Here is a 19831-nt window from a genome sequence, read left to right on the forward strand (position 1 = left end):
CCGTCCGCCGTTGCCGGACCGAACCCGCGTGCCCTAGCCTCCCTTGACCTCGCGGAACTCGGCGTCCACCACGTCGTCCTGCTGGCGCCCTGCCCCCGCGCCCTGCTGTTCCGGCTGTTCCGGACCGGCAGTGGCGCCTTGCTGTTGGGCATACATTTTTTCGCCGAGCTTCTGGCTGGCGCTGTTGACCGCGGCGATGCTGCTGTCGATCGCGGCCTTGTCATTGCCCTTGAGGGTCTCGTCCAGCCGCGCCACCGCGTCTTCCAGCGCCTTGCGCTCGCCGGCATCGAGCGCCTGGCCGTGTTCGGCCAGGGTCTTGCGGGTCGCATGCACCAGTGCATCGCCGGTGTTGCGCGCGTCCGCCAACTCGCGCGCCCGCCGGTCCTCGTCGGCATGGGCGGCGGCGTCGCGCACCATCTTCTCGATCTCGGCCTCGGTGAGGCCCGAGTTGGCCTTGATCGTGATCTGGTTTTCCTTGCCGGTGGCCTTGTCCTTCGCCGAAACGTGCAGGATGCCGTTGGCGTCGATGTCGAAGGTGACTTCGATCTGCGGCATCCCGCGCGGCGCCGGCGCAATGCCCATCAGGTTGAATTCGCCCAGCAGCTTGTTGCCTGCAACCATCTCCCGTTCGCCCTGCGCGACCTTGATCGTGACCGCCGGCTGGTTGTCGTCCGCGGTCGAAAACACCTGGGTGTGCCGGGTCGGGATCGTGGTGTTCTTGGGGATCATTTTGGTCATCACGCCGCCCAGGGTCTCGATGCCGAGCGAGAGCGGGGTCACGTCCATCAGCAGCACGTCGGTGCGCTCGCCGGCCAGCACCGAGCCCTGGATTGCCGCGCCCACCGCCACCGCCTCGTCGGGATTGACGTCCTTGCGCGGCTCCTTGCCGAAGAAGGCGCGCACCTTTTCCTGGACCATGGGCATGCGCGTCATGCCGCCGACCAGGATCACGTCGTCGACCTGTTCAGGCTGGATGCCTGCATCCTTGAGCGCGGTGCGGCACGGCTCGATGGTGCGCTCGACCAGGTCCTCGACCAGCGATTCGAGCTTGGCGCGGGTGATGCGCAGGTTCATGTGGGCGGGCGCGCCACCGGCCATGGCGATGTAGGGCTCGTTGATTTCGGTCTGCTGGGTCGAGGACAGTTCGATCTTGGCGCGCTCGGCCGCGCTCTTGATGCGCTGCAGGGCAATCGGGTCCTTGCCCAGGTCGATGCCGCTGGTCTTCCTGAATTCGCCGATGATGTAGTCGACGATGCGCTGGTCGAAATCCTCGCCGCCGAGGAAGGTGTCGCCGTTGGTCGAGAGCACTTCGAACTGCTTTTCGCCCTCGACGTCGGCAATCTCGATGATCGAGATATCGAAGGTGCCGCCGCCCAGGTCGAAGACGGCGATGCGGCGCTCGCCCTGCCCGGTCTTGTCCAGCCCGAATGCGAGCGCGGCGGCGGTGGGCTCGTTGATGATGCGCCTGACCTCGAGCCCGGCGATGCGCCCGGCGTCCTTGGTGGCCTGGCGCTGGGCATCGTTGAAGTAGGCAGGCACGGTGATCACCGCGTCGGTGACCGGCTCGCCCAGGTAGTCCTCGGCCGTCTTCTTCATCTTGCGCAGCACTTCGGCCGACACCTGCTGCGGTGCCAGCTTGCGCCCCGCCACCTCGATCCAGGCGTCGGCGTTGTCGGCGCGGATGATCTTGTAGGGCATCAGGTGGATGTCCTTCTGGACCTCGGGATCGTCGAACTTGCGGCCGATCAGGCGCTTGACCGCGTACAGCGTGTGCTGCGGATTGGTGACCGCCTGGCGCTTGGCCGGCGCGCCAACCAGGATTTCGCCGCTGTCCTGGTAGGCGACGATCGAGGGCGTGGTGCGCGCGCCCTCCGCGTTTTCAATCACCTTGGCCTGCCCGCCTTCCATCACGGCCACACACGAATTGGTGGTGCCAAGGTCGATGCCAATGATCTTGCTCATGCTTTCTCCCCTCGAAAAGACCGCAACGATTCCGGCTGTTACGGCTGCAGCAATAGACAACGCGCGGCGCGAAAGGCTCCCCGGCCGCGCAGGTTTATTGGGGATGGATCAAGGGTTGTTGAACTGAAGAGCGCGAGCGCACTCCAACGGGTCAGCCGTTGCGTTTCGCACCAGGCCGCCAGACCAGCCCAAGGACCCTCCATGCACCTGCCCGCGCTCGTCCTGCTCCGGACCCTGCTCATCCCATGGGTGGGCGCGGCCGCGCTGCTGGCCGCGCCATGGACCGGGGCGCGGGCGCAGGAGCCGGACGAATACATCCTGACCCTGCCGTCCGGCCCGGCGGCGCCCGCGCAAGGCGGCTCGGTGCGCTTCATCGGCAACGCCACCGTACTGATTGAGTACCAGGGCCTGGCGATCCTGACCGATCCCAACTTCCTGCCGCGCGGCTCCTTCGTGCGCCTCGGGTACGGCCTGCGCTCCGAGCGCCTGGCCGGCCCGGCCATCAGCATCGACGCGCTGCCGCCGGTGGACCTGGTGGTGCTCACCCACCTGCACGAGGACCACTTCGACTGGCTGGTCCAGCAGCGCCTGCGGCGCGACGTGCCCATCGTGACCACCAGCGAGGCGGCGCCGCAACTCGAGGAGCTCGGCTTCACGCAGCACTACGGGCTGGCCGCGTGGGATTCGCTGACGGTGCGCAAGGGCGAGGCCAGGCTGCGCGTCACCGCGCTCCCGGCGCGCCACGGGCCGCGTGCGCTGGCCTGGCTGCTGCCCGAGGTGATGGGCGCACTGCTGGACTTCGGCCCCGGCGCGTTCGGCCCCGCCTATCGCATGTACATCAGCGGCGACACGGTACTGTTCGACGAGTTGGCGCAGATTGGCCAGCGCTTTCCCGACATCGACCTGGCGCTGCTGCACCTGGGGGGCATGCGCCTGGCCGGCCCGTTCAAGCTGTCGATGGATGGCGAGGACGGCGCCCGCCTGCTCCAGCTGACTGGCGCGCGCCGCGCGATCCCGTTGCATTTCTCCGACTACGACATGTTCCACTCGCCGCTGGCCGATTTTCAGCGCGCCACCCGGGCGGCAGGGCTGGACGGGCGCGTGATCCATCTGGAACGCGGCGACACCTACACCCTGCCGCTGGAGAGAGCGGAGGGCCAAACCGGGCAGCCCGCGCCGGCTGGATATTCCTATTTTGAAATGAAAAATGGAAATAAAAACGCTGTTTCTATTTCCGATATTCATTTCCAAAAAATAATGAATTAGCTGAGCAGATTTAATTCACTACTCGCCGTTGAGCGTTGTCAAACTCACCATTCGTAGCGGACACGATAATAAACTTACTCAGCAATAAGAACTCGAATTCAGCCAATTAATTAAATTCAATTCGGAAAATAAAAACAGGCAATAAAGAACATCTTACCGCTTCCAAATCAGGGACTTAGAGCAGCGCGCAGCACAAGCATTCACGTCGACGAAACCAAATCGAGCAGCATCAAGGCCATGTCCATGCTAAATGAGAATGTCGTCAGTCAGTTTTGCGCCGGAATGGTGTCCCTGCATCGGACCACGAAAATCGCCCTGATGGTGGTGATCGACTTGCTAGCGCTGCCATTTTGTTTTTTGATTGCGATGCTGCTGCGCGGCGGAGATTTGAAACTGGCCATGCATTACGGCCCCGCCTCGTATGTGCTGGTGGCGGTGGTGACGATTGCCGCCCTGTCCATGTCCGACCTGTACCGGGCCGTGATCCGCTTCATCGACCAGCGCCTGCTGTCGGTCACTGGCCTGGCATTGGCGGTGGCGGTGCTGTGCGCCTATGTCGTGCTGTTTGCGATCAACGACGAGATGTTCCCGCGCAGCGCGCTGGCAATCTACTGGTTCATCGTGTTCTCGTACGTGGTCACCTCGCGCATCGGCATGCGCAACTTCCTGCGCAACCACAGCACGCGCCGGCGGCCGGCCTCGGACACGGTCGCCATCTACGGCGCCGGCGAGGCCGGGGCCCAGCTGGCCCAGACCATGCGCAACAGCGGCGAATACCGCCCTGTCTGCTTTTTCGACGACAAGCATGTACTGAACGACCGGACCATCGCCGGCCTGCGCGTGTTCCACACCGACCGGCTGGTCGAGCTGGTGCAGGCGCACAACATCCGCACCGTGGTCATCGCCATCCCGTCGGTCTCGCCCGAGCGGCTGCGCGACATCATGCAGCGCCTCGGCCAGGCCGGGGTCTCGACCAAGATCCTCAGCCGCCTGGTTGACCTGGCCGACGACAAGGCCACGCCGCGCGACTCGATCCGCGAGCTCAAGTTCGAGGACCTGCTGGGCCGCGCGCCGGTGCCGCCGCGGGTCGACCTGTTCGCGCGCTGCGTGCGCGGCAAGCAGGTGCTGGTCACGGGCGCCGGCGGCTCCATCGGCAGCGAACTGTGCCGGCAGATCGCCACGCTGGGCCCGGCCTGCCTGCACCTGCTCGACCATTCCGAATACGCGCTCTACACGATCCGCCAGGAGCTGGCCACGCGCTTTCCGGAACTGGCCACCGAGGCGCACCTGGGCTCGGTGTGCAACGCCGACCTGGTCGCGCGCATCCTGCACGACGGCGCGGTCCAGACCATCTACCATGCGGCCGCCTACAAGCATGTGCCGCTGGTCGAGGCCAACATCGTCGAGGGCCTGCGCAACAACGTGCTCGGCGCCCAGGTCGTCGCCGAGGCCGCCGCCCGGGCGCGGGTCGAGACCTGCGTGCTGATCTCGAGCGACAAGGCGGTGCGCCCGACCAACATCATGGGCGCGAGCAAACGCATCGCCGAGCTGATCTTCCAGGCTGCCGCGGCCCGGCACGGCGCCCACACCACCTTTTGCATGGTGCGTTTTGGCAACGTGCTCGGCTCGTCCGGCTCGGTGATCCCGCTGTTCCAGCGCCAGATCGCGCGCGGCGGCCCGCTCACCATCACCCATCCGGAGGTGTCACGCTACTTCATGCTGATCCCCGAAGCGGCCCAGCTGGTGATCCAGGCCGGCGCCATGGCCAAGGGCGGCGACGTGTTCGTGCTCGACATGGGCGAGCCGGTCCGGATCCTCGACCTGGCGCGCAGCATGATCGCGATGACCGGGCTGACCGAAAAGACGCCGCAGAACCCGGGCGGCGAGATCGAGATCAAGTTCGTCGGCCTGTTCCCGGGCGAAAAGCTGCACGAGGAGCTGCTGACCGAGGGCGTGGTGTTCCCCAGCGAGCACCCGCGCATCATGCGAATGAAGGAAAACGCGCTGCGCCCGTCGGTGCTGGAGACCTGCATCACCTGCCTGATGATGGCCTGCGACACCCACGAGCGCGCCATGATCGAGTCGATGGTCAAGGCCATCGTCACCGAATACACGCCCCAGCAGGCCGCCCCGGCCGCGGCGCCGGCGCCGGTACTGGCCGTGCCCGAGCCCGGCCTGATCAAAAAATTCGTGCCGTTTCGCATCTAGCGGCGGCTTTTACCCCACCAGAGGACAACTATGCGCGACGAACACCAATCGGCCCACCTGGAGCAGCTGACCGCCAAGCTGCGCGACCGCACCGCCATCATCGGCATCATCGGCCTGGGTTACGTCGGCCTGCCGCTGACCTTGCGCTACGCCGCGGTCGGGTTCAAGGTGCTGGGGATCGACATCGACAGCGCCAAGGTCGACACGCTGAACGCCGGCGCCAGCTACATCAACCACATCTGCGCCGCCGACATCGCGCGCGCGCGCGCCAACGGCTTCGAGGCCACCACCGACTTTTCCCGCGCGGGCGAGCCGGACGCCCTGATCATCTGCGTGCCCACCCCGCTCAACCCGTACCGCGAGCCGGACCTGTCCTTCGTGCTGGGCACCACCGACGCGCTGCTGCCCTATATGCGGCCTGGCCAGGTGGTCTCGCTCGAAAGCACCACCTACCCCGGCACCACTGAGGAGGAATTGCGTCCGCGGCTGGAGTCGCGCGGCTTCGAGGTCGGGCGCGAGGTGTTCCTGGTGTTCTCGCCCGAGCGCGAAGACCCGGGCAACCCCAACTTCGAGACGCGCACCATCCCCAAGGTCTGCGGCGGCTCGACCGCGGCCTGCCTGGAGGCGGGGCTGGCCCTGTACGGACCGGCGATCGACCGCGTGGTGCCGGTCAGCTCGACCCGTGCCGCCGAACTGACCAAGCTGCTCGAGAACATCCACCGCGCGGTCAATATCGGCCTGGTCAACGAAATGAAGATCATCGCCGACAAGATGCAGATCGACATCCACGAGGTGATCCGCGCCGCCGCCACCAAGCCGTTCGGCTTCACACCCTATTATCCCGGTCCCGGCCTGGGCGGGCACTGCATCCCGATCGACCCGTTCTACCTGACCTGGAAGGCACGCCAGTACGGCCTGCATACCCGCTTCATCGAACTGGCCGGCGAGATCAACAGCGACATGCCGCACTGGGTGGTCGGCAAGGTGTCCGACGCGCTCAACCAGCGCGGGCGCAGCGTGATGGGCAGCCGCGTGCTGGTGCTGGGCATCGCCTACAAGAAGGACGTCGAGGACATGCGCGAGTCGCCCTCGGTCGAGCTGATGGAGCTGCTGCGCGACAAGGGCGCGCACGTCGACTATGCCGACCCGCACGTACCGGTGTTCCCGCGCATGCGCGAGCATCACTTCGACCTGTCGAGCGTGGCGCTGACGCCGCAGTCGATCGCCTCTTACGACGTGGTGCTGCTGGCCACCGCCCACAGCGGCTTCGATTACGAGCTGATCCGCAAGTACGCGAACCTGATCGTCGACACCCGCGGCGTCTACCTCGAGCGCCAGCCGAACGTCGTCAAGGCGTGAACCGGAGAGCCCCATGCGCAACTATCCCCCTGCCATTACCGACCGCAAAATCCGTTTCGCCCTGGTCGGCTGCGGCCGCATCTCGAAAAACCACATCGGCGCGCTGCGCCAGCACGCCGAGCGCGCCGAGCTGGCCGGCGTGTGCGACATCGATCCGCGCGCGCTGGCGGCGGCGGCCGGCGAAACCGGGGCCGAGGCCTATGCCAGCCTGGAGGCCATGCTGGCCAAATGCGACGCCGACGCCTTCATCGTCGCCACCCCGTCCGGCCTGCATCCCGAGCAGGCGATCCAGATCGCGCGCGCCGGCCGCCATGTGATCACCGAAAAGCCGATGGCCACGCGCTGGGAGGACGGCAAGCGCATGGTCGCGGCGGCCGACGCGGCCGGGGTGCGCCTGTTCGTGGTCAAGCAAAACCGCCGCAACGCCACCTTGCAGCTACTCAAGAGTGCGGTCGAGAAAAAGCGCTTCGGCCGCATCTACATGGTCAACCTGAACGTGTTCTGGACCCGCCCGCCCGAGTACTACGCCAGCGCCAAGTGGCGCGGCACCTGGGAGTTCGACGGCGGCGCGTTCATGAACCAGGCCAGCCACTACGTCGACCTGCTCGACTGGATCATCGGCCCGGTCGAGAGCCTGCAGGCCTACACCGCCACCCTGGCGCGCGACATCGAGGTCGAGGACACCGGCGTGCTCAGCCTGCGCTGGCGCAACGGTGCGCTCGGCTCGATGAACGTGACGATGCTGACCTACCCGCGCAACCTGGAAGGGTCGATCACCGTGCTCGGCGAGCACGGCACCGTGCGCATCGGCGGCGTCGCCGTCAACGAAGTGCTGCAGTGGGAGTTTGCCGCCCCCGACCCCGACGACGACAAGGTGCGCGCTGCCAGCTATCAGACCACCTCGGTCTATGGCTTCGGCCACCCGCTCTACTACGACAACGTCATCAAAGTGCTGCGCGGCGAGGCCGAGCCCGAAACCGACGGCCGCGAAGGGCTCAAGTCGCTCGAGGTGCTGATCGCCGCCTACAAATCCGCGCGCGACGGCAAGCGCGTGGCGCTGCCGCTGGAGTACTGAACATGGCGGCCACGATCCACCCTTCGGCCATCGTCGACGAGGGCGCCCGGCTGGGCGACGGCACGCGCGTCTGGCACTTCGCCCACGTCTGCGCCGGCGCGCGCATCGGACGGGCCTGCTCGCTTGGCCAGAACGTGTTCGTCGGTAACGACGTGCGCATCGGCGACCGGGTCAAGATCCAGAACAATGTCTCCGTGTACGACGCCGTGACCCTCGAAGACGAGGTGTTCTGCGGGCCCAGCATGGTCTTTACCAACGTGTATAACCCGCGCGCCGCCGTCGTGCGCAAGGACGAGTACCGGCGCACCCTGGTACGACGCGGCGCCAGCATCGGCGCCAACGCCACCATCGTCTGCGGCGTCACCATCGGCGAGTACGCGTTCGTCGCCGCCGGCGCCGTGGTCAACCGCGACGTGCCCGCGTTCGCCCTGATGGCCGGGGTCCCGGCGCGCCAGATCGGCTGGATCAGCCGTTTCGGCGAGCGCCTGCCGTTACCGCTGTCCGGCGCCGCCCAGGCTGTCTGCCCGCACACCGGCGACACCTACCTGCTCGAGCGCGGCGCCTGCACGCTGCTGCCCGCCACCTCCCAACGCTGACTCTTTCCGACCGATCATGGAATTCATCGACCTCAAAGCGCAATACCAGGCCTCGCGCGAACTGATCAACGCACGAATCCAGGCCGTGCTCGACCACGGCCAATACATCATGGGACCCGAGGTGGCCGAACTGGAGTCGGCGCTGGCGGCCTGCACCGGCGCGCGCCATTGCGTGACCGTCTCGTCCGGCACCGAGGCGCTGCTGATCGCCCTGATGGCGCTTGGCGTCGGCCCCGGCGACGAAGTGATCACCACCCCGTTCTCGTTCATCGCCACCGCCGAAGCGATCGTCCTGCTGGGCGCCCGGCCGGTGTTCGCCGACATCAACCCGGCCACCTGCAACATCGACCCCGGCCTGGTCGAGGCCCTGGTCACACCGCGCACCCGCGCCATCATGCCGGTATCGCTGTACGGCCAGCCGGCCGACATGGACGAGATCAACGCCATCGCACTGCGCCATGGCCTGCCCGTGATCGAGGATGCGGCGCAAAGCTTCGGCGCCACCTACCGCGGCAAAAAGAGCTGCAACCTGTCCACCATCGGCTGCACCAGCTTTTTCCCCAGCAAGCCGCTGGGCTGCTATGGCGACGGCGGCGCGCTGTTCACCAGCGACGATGCGATTGCCGCCGCGGCGCGCGAAATCCGCGTGCACGGCCAGTCGCGCCGCTATGTGCACACCCGCGTTGGCGTCGGCGGCCGCATGGACACCCTGCAGTGCGCGGTCGTCCTGGCCAAGCTGGACCGCTTCGAATGGGAGCTCGGGCAGCGCCAGCGCGCCGCCGCCAGCTATGACGCGCTGCTGTCCGGGCGCGTGCAGCTGGTGGGCCACGCGCGCGACCGCAGCAGCGCCTGGGCCCAATACACGGTGGTGCTCGACGAGCGCGACCGGGTACAGGCCGAGCTGCATGCCCAAGGCATCCCGACGGCGGTCCACTACCCGGTGCCGATGCACCTGCAGCCGGCCTACGCCCACTTGTCGCGCCCCGACGCCTGCCCGGTTGCGCTGGAGATGGCAGGCCGGGTCATGAGTCTGCCGATGGGCCCCTACCTGGACGAAGCCGGCGCGCGCAAGGTGGCGCTGGCGGTGCTGGGCGCCTGCGGCGTCGCGCTGCCAGCGGCCGGGGAACCCGCCGCCGTATGAAAGCAGCGCTGCCGACGTTCTGGAAGCATGTGATCACGGTACTGGGTGGCACCCTTGGGGCCCAGGCCCTGCCGCTGGCCGTCGCCCCCTTGATCACGCGGTTGTGCACGCCCGCCGAAATGGGCGCCTTCAGCCTGTGGCTCGGCGTGGTCGCCGTGGCGGCCGTCACCGCCACGCTGCGCATGGAAACGGCGATGATCCTGGATCACGAGCCCGAGCAGCAGCGCACCTGCTTCCGGGTCGTGTTCTACAGCGCCACCGTCACCGCGCTGCTGGTCACTTCCGGCGCGCTGGCCGCGCGCAGCCTCGGCATTCACGCACTCGGACGGCTGTCGCTCACCGCCCTGTTCACCCTGGGCCTGGGTACCTGGCTGACCGCCGCGATGCAGACCACGCTCGCCTACGCCACCTCGCACGGCGCCTTCGGCAAGGCGGCGCACGCCAAGATCTGGGGCGCCGGCACGATCGCGGTCGGCCAGCTGGTGCTGCTGTACCTGGGCGGCGGCGAGCTGGCCCTGCTGGGCGGCCAGCTGCTGGGGCTTGCGGCCGGCCTGGCGGCGGCGCGCTTGCAGCTCAAGCCGCCGCGCGCGCCGATCGGCCTGCGCCTGGACCGTGACCAGCGCGCCTATCTCGTGCGGCACCGCGATTTCTGGCGCTTTTCGCTGCCGGGCAACCTGCTCAACGCCATGGTCAGCCAGCTGCCGCTGTTCCTGATCGGGCTGCGCCACGGCGCCTACGCCGCCGGCCTGTTCGCGCTGACCCAGCGCGTGCTGTACGCCCCGGTCGCGCTGCTGGCCGCCTCGGTGCTCGAAGTATTCAAGCGCCAGTCGGTAGAGGAATTCAAAACCGTCGGCAACTGCGCCAACGCCTACCGCTACACCTTCAAGATCCTGCTCGCGCTCGGGCTGGGCCCGTCGCTGGTCCTGTTCCTGTTTTCGCCGATGCTGTTTGCCTGGATTTTCGGCGAGTCGTGGCGCGCGGCCGGCGAACTGGCCCGCATCCTGGCCCCGCTGTACTTCCTCAACTTTATCGCCAGTCCGCTCAGCTATGTGTTTTTCGTGGCCGGCAAGCAAAAGGTCGACCTGGTGTGGCAGGTCGCGCTGTTCCTGATGACCGTCAGCGCATTCCTGGCCCCGGGCAGCCTGCGCGAGAACGTGCTCTGGTACACGCTCGGCTACTCGCTGCTCTACCTGGTCTATCTTCACCTGTCGTGGCTGTACTCGCAAAACCGGATAGTGCCCGCATGAAGCCGATCGCCGCCAGCCGCAACCGCCTCGAGCAGACCGTGCTCGGCGCCGCCTTCTTCCTGCTGTTTCCCGGCTTCTTCTACTACCACACGCTGCTGGGAACCGGCACCACCGGGGCCTTCCTCGGCGGCTACTTCGCGCCCATCTCGCTCCTGTTTGCGCTGCCGGTGGCCTTCATCTACCTGGGCCGCGTGCGGCGCGACCCGCGCGAGCTGGGCCTGGTGGACCTGCACTTCGGCCTGTACCTGTGCTATTTCGCGGCCGTGGTGGTGCTCAATGCCGCCACCGGGGCCAACCGCGTGATCGCGGCCAACCACATTCTCCAGATCCACTTCCTGGTCAACATCTTCATCATCTTCAGGTACCTCGACTTCGATCATCCCCGCTTTCGCCTGCTCGGCCTGGCGGCGCTGGCGGCCATGACCGCGATCGCGGTCGCCTTCTCGGTCAACGGCGTTTTCTACCTCGGCGGGCTCGGCATCGCCAAGGACGCCGACAGCCTCGCCACCTACCAGGGCTTTTCGCGCTCCTACCTGTTCACCTACCTGGCGGTGATCGCCTACACCCGGCCGCTGGCGCTGCGGCTGCTGCTGCACGTCACCGGCGCCGTCACCCTGTTCCTCAATACCGCGCGCAGCGAGTTCGTCGCCCTGCTGTTCATCGTGCCGATCATCGAGTTCTACTACTCGCGCTACAAGCTCGCGCTCATCCTGGTCGGCGTCTCCACCCTGGTCATCGCCAACCTCTACTTCGACCAGGTGCTGGCCGCGCTGCCCGACAACCGCATCCTCGAACTGCTCGACCTGTCGCAATCGACCTCGGCCAACAAGCGCCACCACCTGACCGTGCACGCGCTGCAAACCATTGCGGCCCACCCGCTGCTGGGCGACTACGCCAGCTACGCGCCCGGCTACTACTCGCACAACATCCTGTCGGCCTGGGTCGACCTGGGCCTGTTCGGGCTGGTCTACCTGAGCGCGCTGATGGTGCTGCCGGCGCTGCCGATGTTCGTGCGCGAGTTCTTCGCCTCGCGCCGCTGCGGCAGCTTCATGCTCGGCTTCGGGCTCGCCTGCACCACCATCCTGCTGCTGCTGACCTCGCACTACTTCACCGACATGCTGATCGGCGCCACCCTCGGCGCCTATTCGAAGTACATGTATGAGAGGAAATATGGCAAAGATCGCGCACCTGACCTCGGCCCATCCGCGCCACGACACCCGGATCTTCGTCAAGCAGTGCCGCACCTTGGCCGAGCATGGCCATGAGGTGCACCTGGTCGTGGCCGACGGCGCCGGCGCCGCGCGCGACGACGGCGTGCGCATCATCGACGTCGGCCGCCTGCCCGGCCGCGTGAACCGGATGCTGCGCACCACCACGCGCGTGCTGGCGGCCGCGCGCGCGCTCGACGCCGACATCTACCAGCTGCACGACCCGGAGCTGATCCCGATCGGGCTGCGCCTGAAACAGTTGGGCAAGAAAGTGGTGTTCGACGCGCACGAGGACGTGCCGGCCCAGCTGCTGGCCAAGCCCTACCTGGGCCAGCTGTCCGGGCGCGTGCTGTCGCATTCGTTCGGCGCTTACGAGCGCTACGCCTGCCGCCGCTTCGACGGGATCATCGCCGCGACTCCGTTCATCCGCGACAAGTTCTTGCGCATCAACCGCGCCACCGTCGACGTCAACAACTTCCCCTTGCTGCACGAATTCGACGCCCCCGCCGCCTGGAGCGGCAAGGCAGCGGAGGTCTGCTACGTCGGCGGCATCTCCGCGATCCGCGGCATTCGCGAACTGGTGCGCGCCTGCGCCCTGCTGCGCTCGCCCGCGCGACTGGCGCTGGCCGGGGCCTTCGCCGAGCCGGCGCTCGAACGCGAGGTGACCGCCTACCCCGGCTGGCAGCGCGTCGTTGCCCACGGCCACCTCGACCGCGCTGGTGTACGCCGCGTCATGGGGCGTGCGGTCGCCGGACTGGTCACCCTGCACCCGGTCGTCAACTACCTCGACGCGCTGCCGGTCAAGATGTTCGAGTACATGGCCGCCGGCATCCCGGTGATCGCCTCCCGCTTTCCGCTGTGGCGCGAGATCGTCGAAGGCGCCGCCTGCGGCGTGTGCGTCGATCCCGGCGACCCGGCCGCCATCGCGGCCGCGATCGACCACTTCGTGCTGCACCCCGAGCTGGCCATGCGCATGGGCGAGAACGGCCGCCGCGCCGTGCTCGACAGGTACAACTGGCAACCCGAGTCGCGCAAGCTGGTGGACTTCTATGCGCACATCTGACACCGCTGGCCCGGCGCCGCGTGCGCGCAACGCCGGCACTCCCGCCGCCGCGCCGCGCGCGCAGGAAGGCTTAAGGAACTTCAAACAGCGGCACGGCGCGACGCCGTATTGTGTACGCTAATCGATGAGCTAACGCCATGGACAAGATATTGCACAACTACAATATGTTCATCCAGCTCCTGCGCTTGCCGGTGGCTCATCTGCAATTTCGCCAGCAAATCGACCCCGAAAATATCCGGTCCGTCTACCGCTATTACACCAAGCCCCATCCGCGCTACAAGATCATCCGCCACAAAACCATGGGCGCGGCACTGGTCGACCTGGGCCAGTGCAGCACCCGCGAACAATACCTGGATGCGATCAAGGGAAAAAACAATGGCGCCTGGCACGCCAGGCGCGCCCGTTCGCGCGGCTACCGTTTCGGCGAAATCGACCGCAACCGCTACGTCGACGACATCCACGCCATCAATACCTCGCTGGAACAGCGCCAGGGCCGGCCGATGGACGCGCAGTACCTGGAAAAGAAGCAGGTCTACGAAAACCTGCCGCATTTTCGCTATTACGGCATTCTGGACGAGCACGACCGGCTGGTCGCCTACGCCAATCTTGGCCTGTTCGGCAATTTCGCCGGCTTCAGCCACCTGATCGGCATCCGCAACAACGACGGCATCATGCATTTGCTGGTGGTCGAGATCGTCGCCCAGATGATCGAGCAGCGGGCGGTGCGCTACGTCATGTACGACACCTTCTTCGGCGCCCAGCCGGGCATGCAGACCTTCAAGAAAATCCTCGGCTTTCGTCCCTATCGCGCGAAATACAGCCTCCAATGAAAACCGTCTTCCACCGCTTCTACGCCGATTACCTGATGCCGTCGCGCCTGGGCGAGTACGAGGCCGTCCTGCGCCAGGCCAAGGAAATGGATTACGCGCAACTGCCGGTGCGCGACTTCTTCCGCGCGCTCGCGCAGCCGGCCACGCTGCCCGAGCGCGTGCTGGTGCACCGCCACGACATCGACAGTGACTTGCGCACCGCGAAAAAGCTGTTCGCGGTCGAGTCGCGCCACGGCATCCAGGCGACCTACTATTTCCGGCTCTGCACCCTCGACTTCGGCTTCATGCGCGAGATCGCGGCAGCCGGCAGCGAAGCCAGCTACCACTACGAAGAAGTGTCCGACTTCGCCAAGCGCCACCGCATCCGCGACGCGGACGCGCTGCGCAAGCGCTTCCCCGAGATCCGCGAGCTGTTCATCCGTAACTTCGACAGCATTCGCCAGCGCCTCGGCATGCCGCTTGCCACCGTGGCCAGCCACGGCGACTTTGCCAACCGGCGCCTGAACGTCATCAACCACGAACTGCTGCGCGACCCGGACCTGCGCGCGCACTGCGGCATCGAATGCGAAGCCTACGATGAACCGCTGCTGCGCAACATCGACATGTACATCAGCGACCGCAAGTACCCGGTCTACTACCGCCCGATGTCGCCGTTCGACGCGCTCGGCCAGCACCGCCGCATCCTGTTCCTGACCCATCCCGTGCAGTGGGAAACCAACTGGGTCGACAACACGCGCCTGAACGCGCGCCGCCTGGTCGAGGAGCTGGCATGGCGCGCCTGAACATACTGCTGATCAACCACTACGCCGGCTCGGTGCGCCACGGTATGGAATACCGGCCCTACTACCTCGCGCGCGAGTGGGTGCGCCTCGGCCACGCGGTCCGGATCGTCGCCTCGGCCAACTCGCACATCCGCGCGCGCGGGCCGCAGCTGGACGGGCGCACGCGGCTGGACGAAACCATCGACGGTATCGACTACACCTGGTATGCCACCCCCGCCTACAACAGCAACGGACCAGCGCGCGTGCGCAACATGGCCGCGTTCGTGTGGCGCCTGTTGCGCGAAGCGCGCGCGCTGGCGGCCTCCCGCCGGCCGGACGTCGTCATTGCCTCGAGCACCTATCCGCTCGACATCTGGCCAGCGCACCGCATCGCGCGCCTGGCCGGGGCCCGGCTGCTGTTCGAAGTTCACGACCTGTGGCCGCTGTCGCCGATGGAGCTGGGCGGCTACTCGCGCTGGCACCCGTTCATCATGCTGCTGCAGGCGGCCGAAAACTACGCCTGCCGTCACGCCGACGCCGTGGTGTCGATCCTGCCCAAGGTGCGCGACCACCTCGAGGCGCATGGCATGGCGCCGCACAAGCTGCACGTGGTGCCCAACGGGACCGATCCGGCCGAGTGGCTGGCGGCGGTCGAGGAGCTGCCGGCGGCGCTGGACCAGGCCCTGTCCGGCCTGCGCGACGCCGGGCGTTTCGTGGTCGGCTACGCCGGCACCCACGGCGTGGCCAATGCACTGGGCACCCTGCTCGACGCGGCCAGCCTGCTGCGCGCGCAGCCGGTCTCGTTCGTGCTGGTTGGCGGCGGCCCGGACAAGCGCGCCCTGCAGCAGCGCGCTGCTGCGATGGGCCTGGAGCACGTGCATTTCTTCGAACCGGTCGCCAAGCGCCAGGTGCCGGCACTGCTGGCGCGCTTCGACCTGGCCTACATCGGCTGGCAACGCCAGCCCCTGTACCGCTTCGGCATCGCCCCGAACAAGCTGATCGACTACATGATGGCGGCGCGCCCCGTGCTCCATGCGGTCGAGGCCGGCAACGACCCGGTGGCCGACGCCGGCTGCGGGCTGACCGTGGCGCCGGAAGATCCGCAAGCGCTCGCCGATGGCGTCCTGCGCATGCTCGCCCTGGCTCCCGCGCGGCGCGAGGCGTTGGGCCAGCGCGGGCGCGCCTACGCGCTGGCCAACCACACCTACCCCGTCCTTGGACAACGATTCTTGACCGCATGTGCAGGAGGCAATCACCATGGCTGACCAACCGCACGCCGACGCCGGCACGCCCACTTTCCTGCCGTTCGCCTTGCCCGACATCGGCGAGGAAGAGATCGCCGCCGTCGTGGCCTGCCTGCGCTCGGGCTGGGTCACGACCGGGCCGGCAACCAGGCGCTTCGAGCAGGAGTTTCGTGCCTACCTCGGCGCCGACGTCGATACCATCTCGGTCAACTCGGCCACGGCAGGCCTGCACCTGGCGCTCGAGGCCCTGGGCATCGGGCCGGGCGACGAGGTGATCGTGCCTACCCTCACCTTCACCGCCACCGCCGAAGTGGTGCGCTATCTCGGCGCGACGCCGGTCTTCGCGGACGTCGACCCGGTCACGCTCAACCTGTCGCCGCTCGCGGTGCAGGCCGCGATCACCGGCCGCACACGCGCCCTCGTCCCAGTGCACTACGCCGGCATGGCCTGCGAGATGGACGCCTTGCTCGAACTGGCGCACGCCCACGGCATCAAGGTGGTCGAGGATGCCGCGCATGCCTTCCCGACGCGCTACCGGGGACGCCTGGTCGGCACCCTCGACAGCGATGTGACCGTCTTCAGCTTTTACGCCAACAAGACCATGACCACCGGCGAAGGCGGCATGATCGTGACCCGCGACCCCGAGCTGGCGCGACGCATCCGCCTGATGCGCCTGCATGGCATCAGCCAGGATGCGTTCAACCGCTACGTCTCCAGGACGCCGGCCTGGTACTACGAGGTGGTGGCGGCCGGCTTCAAGTACAACCTGACCGACATTGCCTCGGCAATCGGTATTGAACAGCTGCGCAAGATCGACTGCTTCCTCGAGCGTCGCGTGCGGCTCGCGCGCCGCTACAACGCGGCGCTGGCCGGCCTGCCGCTGCAGCTGCCGCCGCAACCGGCCGGCGACAGTACCCACGCATGGCACCTGTACGTGGTGCGGCTGGCCCCGCAAGCGCGCCTGTCGCGCGACGCGCTCATCAACGAGCTATCCTTGCGCGGCATCGGCACCAGCGTCCACTTCATTCCGCTGCACCGTCAGCCCTACTGGCGCGACACCTGCGCCCTGTCGCCGGCCCAGTTCCCGGTGGCCGAAGCCAGCTACCAGTCGATGCTGACCCTGCCGCTGTACACGCGCATGACCGATGCCGATCAGGAACGCGTCATCGCGGCGATGCACGAGTTGCTGGCATGAGCAAGCGCGCCTTCGACCTGCTGGCGGCATCCATTGGCCTGGTCGTGCTGGCGCCGCTCCTTGCGCTGGTCGCGCTGTGGGTCAAGCTCGACTCGCCCGGACCGGTGTTCTACCGCCAGCAACGGGTGGGACGCGGCGGCGTTCTGTTCAATATCCTCAAATTCCGCACCATGTTCGTGCGACCCGACGACCAGCGCCAGCTCACGGTCGGGCGAGATCCGCGCGTCACCCGTGCCGGCCACTTCCTGCGCCACTACAAACTGGACGAATTGCCGCAACTTGTCAACGTCGTACAGGGAACCATGAGCCTGGTCGGCCCGCGCCCCGAGGTGCCGCGCTACGTCGCCTGCTATCCGGCCGACGTGCGGGCACTGGTGCTGTCGGTCGCGCCCGGGCTCACCGACTGGGCCTCCATCCTGTACAAGGAAGAAAGCACGATCCTGGGCCGCGCCCCGGACCCCGAACGGGCCTACGTCGACACCATCCTCCCGGCCAAGCTCGACTACTACGTGCGCTATGTGCACGAGCGCAGCTTCTGGATGGACCTGCGCATCATCTGGCGCACGCTGGTGGCCATTGCACATTGACCGACATGACCTGGCTCGCGCTCATGCACCTGGGAGACATTACGCTGACGCTGCCGGCCGCTGCGGCGGTGGCGGCGTGGCTGCTGGCCAGCCGCGCCTGGCGCATGGCACTGTGCTGGAGCCTGCTGTACCTGTGCGGCATCGGCCTGGTCGGCGCCAGCAAGATCGCCTTCCTCGGCTGGGGCACAGGTTTGCCTGCGCTGGGTTTCAAGGCGCTCAGCGGTCACGCGACCGGCGCCACCGCCGTGTTTCCCGTCCTGTTCTACCTGCTGGTACGCGGACACGGAGCCGTATTGCAACGTGCCGCCATCGCCGCCGGCCTCGTACTGGGCGGCCTGGTCGCCACCATGCTGGTGGCCGGCGCCGAGCACACCCTGTCCGAGGCAATTGCCGGCTGGACCATCGGCGCCCTCGTCAGCCTCGGCTGCATCCGCTGCGTCCGCCATTTGCCGGCCACTCCCGCGCTGCACGGACTCGGCTTTGCCGTGCTGGCGTTTGCCGGCGTGGCCTGGCTGGTCAAATCGATTCCGCTCGGCTACTGGATGGCGCGCGCGGCCCTCGCCCTGTCAGGCAATGACCGGCTCCACCCTTGGGACCACTGCGGCTGAGCGCCGCGAACAGGAGACACCATGCGTCCGCTGACCCTGCCCACACTCCACTGGCAACAGCGCAGCCAGCTGAGCGAAGACTCGATCCATTCGCTGCTGATTGCACTGCTGCGCGGGATGGCCGCTCTGCAGGTCGCCGCGGCGCACCTGCGGGCCGAGGTCTTTCCCAGTCTGCGTTCGGTGACCGAACCACCGTTGTACTACCTTGGGCTGGCCTTCGTCACCGGGTTCGCGCACCAGGCCGTGGTCGTGTTCTTCCTCGTCAGCGGCTGGCTCGTCGGCGGCAGCCTGCTCAACAAGCTGAACCAGCCGCAAGCGCTGCGCTCCTACGCGATCGACCGTGCCACGCGCCTGTGGACCGTGCTGGTCCCGGCCATGATCGTGATGGTCGGCGTCGGCATCATCACCGGCGCGCTCAACCCGGCCGTCCTGGGGCTCGGGGCGGACAACGACTTTTCGGTGCTGAGCTTTGCCGGCAACCTGGTCGGACTGCAGACGGTGCTGGTCAAGAACTTTGGCGGCAACTACGCGCTGTGGAGCCTGGCCAACGAAACCTGGTACTACGTCGCGTTTCCGCTCCTGCTGCTGGCCTTCCGCGGTCCGGGCCTGTTGCGCCAGGCCGCCAGCGTCACCGCGCTTGCCCTGATCGCAGCGCTCCTGCCTTGGGCGATCACCCTGTACTTTGCACTATGGCTGCTGGGCGCGCTGTTTTCGCGGATCCGGATCGACTGCGCCCCCTTCTGGCGCTACGCCCTGCTCGCGATCGCCGGCGCCTTGTCGATCTATTACCGAATCACGGGCAGCAACGACGACCTGGTGCCCGCCTCCTTCGTCCAGGACCTGGTCTGCAGCCTGCCCTTCCTGCTGCTCCTGTCAACGCTGCAGATCAAGATCGACCACGCCTCCCGCCCCCTGCGCCGCCTGCGCGCGTTCGCGCAGTTCTTCTCCGAGTTTTCATTCACCCTGTACGTGATCCACGTGCCCACGATTACCCTGCTGCGCTTCCTTGGCCGGACCGCATTCGGGCGCGATCAACTGGCCCCGGACAAGCCGCTCGACTACGCCATCTACGCCGGCATGGTGGTCCTGATCGTGAGCGTGGCCTACCTGTCCTACTTGATGTTCGAATCGCAGACCTACCGCGTCCGTGCCAGCGCCAAGCGGCTGCTGTTGGCGCCCGCGGCAAAGCAGGCGCAGGCGCCCGCCATGTCGCCGGAGTGAGCGGGACCCCATTTACCGCACCCGGTGCCTGGCGCTTGCCAAACCCGGGTCGGTAGCGACAGCCCCGGGGAGGCATGCGATCAGGGCTGCACGGCGAGGCTGGTGCAAATCGGCAGCGCGGTCACCGGATGGGCCATTGGCCGCGCCGACGGCCACGCGCGAGCGCCGCCGATCAAACCCACTGGAGGGATACAGGCGCTTCCATATGCCCCACGACCGATTCGGGTAGCCCTCGATCAGTTACCGGTGCCACGGGCTCT

At 67.2% G+C, this 19831-nt stretch carries 17 protein-coding genes; 16 read left to right on the plus strand and 1 reads right to left on the minus strand.

The window, feature by feature from the left end:
• Positions 1 to 33: 33 nt before the first annotated feature.
• A complete protein-coding gene (gene dnaK, locus NX773_RS22495; RefSeq protein ID WP_258858468.1) occupies positions 34 to 1962 on the minus strand; it encodes a molecular chaperone DnaK in 1929 nt (642 codons plus the stop codon).
• Positions 1963 to 2163: 201 nt separating this feature from the next.
• On the opposite strand from dnaK, the gene NX773_RS22500 reads away from it, so the two are divergent.
• The 16 genes from NX773_RS22500 to NX773_RS22575 all read left to right on the plus strand — a co-directional run bounded on the left by NX773_RS22500 (position 2164) and on the right by NX773_RS22575 (position 19571).
• On the plus strand, positions 2164 to 3228 hold the full coding sequence (locus tag NX773_RS22500; RefSeq protein WP_258858469.1) for an MBL fold metallo-hydrolase: 1065 nt from the start codon (positions 2164 to 2166) through the stop codon (positions 3226 to 3228).
• A gap of 399 nt (positions 3229 to 3627) precedes the next feature.
• On the plus strand, positions 3628 to 5436 hold the full coding sequence (locus NX773_RS22505; protein WP_258858470.1) for a polysaccharide biosynthesis protein: 1809 nt from the start codon (positions 3628 to 3630) through the stop codon (positions 5434 to 5436).
• A gap of 30 nt (positions 5437 to 5466) precedes the next feature.
• On the plus strand, positions 5467 to 6795 hold the full coding sequence (locus NX773_RS22510) for a nucleotide sugar dehydrogenase (RefSeq protein WP_258858471.1): 1329 nt from the start codon (positions 5467 to 5469) through the stop codon (positions 6793 to 6795).
• A gap of 13 nt (positions 6796 to 6808) precedes the next feature.
• Positions 6809 to 7870: a Gfo/Idh/MocA family protein gene (locus NX773_RS22515; RefSeq protein ID WP_258858472.1), complete on the plus strand. Its 1062-nt coding sequence runs from the start codon at positions 6809 to 6811 to the stop codon at positions 7868 to 7870.
• 2 nt (positions 7871 to 7872) lie between these two features.
• Positions 7873 to 8466, plus strand: a complete 594-nt coding sequence (locus NX773_RS22520; RefSeq protein WP_258858473.1) for an acyltransferase — start codon at positions 7873 to 7875, stop codon at positions 8464 to 8466.
• Positions 8467 to 8482: 16 nt separating this feature from the next.
• The gene (locus tag NX773_RS22525; RefSeq protein ID WP_258858474.1) at positions 8483 to 9607 is read left to right on the plus strand and encodes a DegT/DnrJ/EryC1/StrS family aminotransferase; all 1125 of its coding nucleotides are present in this window, start codon (positions 8483 to 8485) and stop codon (positions 9605 to 9607) included.
• Positions 9604 to 10854 (plus strand): lipopolysaccharide biosynthesis protein, encoded by a 1251-nt coding sequence (locus NX773_RS22530; protein WP_258858475.1) that lies wholly within the window; start codon positions 9604 to 9606, stop codon positions 10852 to 10854. The genes NX773_RS22525 and NX773_RS22530 overlap by 4 nt, the downstream gene beginning before the upstream one ends.
• Positions 10851 to 12119: an O-antigen ligase family protein gene (locus NX773_RS22535; protein ID WP_258858476.1), complete on the plus strand. Its 1269-nt coding sequence runs from the start codon at positions 10851 to 10853 to the stop codon at positions 12117 to 12119. Before NX773_RS22530 ends, NX773_RS22535 begins: the two co-directional genes overlap by 4 nt.
• Positions 12025 to 13125 carry a glycosyltransferase gene (locus tag NX773_RS22540; RefSeq protein ID WP_258858477.1) on the plus strand — a complete coding sequence of 367 codons (1101 nt, stop codon included), beginning with the start codon at positions 12025 to 12027 and terminating at the stop codon, positions 13123 to 13125. Before NX773_RS22535 ends, NX773_RS22540 begins: the two co-directional genes overlap by 95 nt.
• 137 nt (positions 13126 to 13262) lie before the next feature.
• The gene (locus NX773_RS22545) at positions 13263 to 13955 is read left to right on the plus strand and encodes a hypothetical protein (protein WP_258858478.1); all 693 of its coding nucleotides are present in this window, start codon (positions 13263 to 13265) and stop codon (positions 13953 to 13955) included.
• Positions 13952 to 14737, plus strand: coding sequence for a hypothetical protein (locus NX773_RS22550; RefSeq protein ID WP_258858479.1), 786 nt, complete (start codon positions 13952 to 13954; stop codon positions 14735 to 14737). Before NX773_RS22545 ends, NX773_RS22550 begins: the two co-directional genes overlap by 4 nt.
• Entirely contained in the window at positions 14734 to 15981 is a 1248-nt protein-coding gene (locus NX773_RS22555; RefSeq protein ID WP_258858490.1) for a glycosyltransferase family 4 protein, read from the plus strand. The genes NX773_RS22550 and NX773_RS22555 overlap by 4 nt, the downstream gene beginning before the upstream one ends.
• Positions 15974 to 17155 (plus strand): DegT/DnrJ/EryC1/StrS family aminotransferase, encoded by a 1182-nt coding sequence (locus NX773_RS22560; RefSeq protein ID WP_258858480.1) that lies wholly within the window; start codon positions 15974 to 15976, stop codon positions 17153 to 17155. The genes NX773_RS22555 and NX773_RS22560 overlap by 8 nt, the downstream gene beginning before the upstream one ends.
• Positions 17152 to 17742, plus strand: a complete 591-nt coding sequence (locus tag NX773_RS22565) for a sugar transferase (RefSeq protein WP_258858481.1) — start codon at positions 17152 to 17154, stop codon at positions 17740 to 17742. The genes NX773_RS22560 and NX773_RS22565 overlap by 4 nt, the downstream gene beginning before the upstream one ends.
• Positions 17739 to 18350, plus strand: coding sequence for a phosphatase PAP2 family protein (locus tag NX773_RS22570; protein ID WP_258858482.1), 612 nt, complete (start codon positions 17739 to 17741; stop codon positions 18348 to 18350). The genes NX773_RS22565 and NX773_RS22570 overlap by 4 nt, the downstream gene beginning before the upstream one ends.
• Positions 18351 to 18371: 21 nt before the next feature.
• On the plus strand, positions 18372 to 19571 hold the full coding sequence (locus NX773_RS22575; RefSeq protein ID WP_258858483.1) for an acyltransferase family protein: 1200 nt from the start codon (positions 18372 to 18374) through the stop codon (positions 19569 to 19571).
• The last annotated feature ends 260 nt before the right edge of the window (positions 19572 to 19831 follow it).

The sequence above is a fragment of the Massilia solisilvae genome (assembly GCF_024753215.1).
GTDB lineage: Bacteria > Pseudomonadota > Gammaproteobacteria > Burkholderiales > Burkholderiaceae_D > Telluria > Telluria solisilvae.